Origin of the sequence: Streptococcus sp. k-378, from assembly GCF_013277505.1 — a bacterium.
Classification (GTDB): domain Bacteria; phylum Bacillota; class Bacilli; order Lactobacillales; family Streptococcaceae; genus Streptococcus; species Streptococcus pseudopneumoniae.
Map to the genome: position 1 here is coordinate 1 of NZ_VMNC01000093.1, position 1,801 is coordinate 1,801.

General features: G+C 39.3%; 1 protein-coding gene. It reads left to right on the forward strand.

The window, feature by feature from the left end; translation table 11 throughout:
- Positions 1–4: 4 nt before the first annotated feature.
- Positions 5–1,732 (forward strand): IS1634 family transposase, encoded by a 1,728-nt coding sequence (locus tag HT719_RS09240; RefSeq protein WP_050302804.1) that lies wholly within the window; start codon positions 5–7, stop codon positions 1,730–1,732.
- Positions 1,733–1,801: the final 69 nt, after the last annotated feature.

Below are 1,801 nucleotides of genomic sequence, written 5' to 3' on the forward strand. Positions count from 1 at the left end.
GAGTATGGCATTTATTAAAACAACAACCAACAAAGAAGGACGTACTCATGTCTATCTTGTGGAGGGATATCGAAAAGATGGAAAAGTCAGACAGCGTATTTTGAAAAAATATGGTCTCTTAGATGAACTAGAGGTAGAGGAACCTGATATCTTAGAACGTTTGAAACGTGAGGCAAAGGAAGGTCTACTAACAGAACCTCAATTCTTTCAAGTAAGCTATGACCTACTGGCTCCTATGAATGAGGTGGATCAGTCCTATGGTTGGATGGTCTTGGATAACCTGTTTGAAGAGTTAAAACTAACCGAGTTTCTAAAGACAGTGAAATCGAAATCAGAGTACGATTTGGCTCAAATTTTAAAACTATTAGTTTTTCAGAGAGTCCTCAATCCAGATAGTAAGTTATCTACTTATGCTTCTCAAGTAAACTTATTTGGTCATTGGGAAATAAGCCTCAACGCTATTTATCGTTCGTTAGATAAGTTGGATACCTTGAAAGAAAAACTTCTGCTTCATCTTCATAAAGAAGTGAGTCGCATGACCAAGCGTGAAGCACGTTTAGTTTTCTACGATGTAACGAACTACTACTTTGAAACAGATATCCCCGATGAGACGGTTGTTTCAGTTGATGGTGAAATTCTAAAAGAAGGACTAAGAAGACGAGGTCCTAGTAAGGAACATCGTCCCAAACCCATTGTCCAATTAGGATTATTTATGGATACGAATGGAATTCCCATCAGTTATAAGTTATTTAGAGGAAATCAAACAGATCCTATTACCTATCTTCCAGCTGTTGAGGAAGTTAAAAAACAGTTTGGAATTGAGCGTATTGTGGTGGTGGCCGATAAGGCTATGAATAGCTCTTACAATATTTCTGAGATGATTCATCAAAAAGATGGATGGCTCTTCTCCCAGAAGCATCGTGGACGGCGTGGCGCCTCAAAGGAGCTACAAACACAAATTCTAAATCCAAACGATTGGCAATTTAATAAGGAGTTGACCTTCGCAAAGAAGTCCTATCTACGTGAACGCAAGCTGGGAACGAAGAAGGATTCTCCACTTGTCAAAGAGAAAGTTCTGATTACTTGGTCTAAGAAATACGCTGATCGAGAACGGATTCGTCGGGAAGGTGCTTTAGAATATGCCAGCCAACTAACCAATGCGGAACTCTTTCGACAGACCAGTAAAAAAGGAGGCAAGAAATATCTAGACCTCCACTATCTGGATGAAAAAACAGGGGAACTAAAGCCTTTTTCCCCACTTGTTACCATTGACCATGAGCAGGTTGATTTTGATGCTCAGTTTGATGGTGTGAATGTTCTTGTAACAAGTGAAGTTGGAATGACAGATGAAGAGATGTTGGAGGCTTATAAAGAGTTAGCTAAGATTGAGGATTGCTTCCGCATCACGAAGACAGAGCTTGAAAGTAGACCTGTTTATGTATGGACAGAAAATCATATACAGGCACATTTTTTGACTTGTTTTATCGCTTTAATTCATCTTCGACTCCTCCAACATCAAATTAATTGGAAGATGAGTCCAAGGAGAATCGCTAATGCTCTCAACAGTGCCAAAGCAACTAGGTTACAAGATAATTACTATAGACTACAAGAAAGTCCAGATATGCAGCTACTAAATAGATTATTGGGCATGGAATGGAACAAAGGGTTCGTGAAGTTTGAAGAACTCAAAAATTACGCCAAAGCTCCATATACAACACCTAAACGAGATTAAAGAACAGCGAAATCCCTTGTGGCGCAAGGGGTTAGCTGCCCTTTTGTATTTTTTAAGTGATAAAGTCGG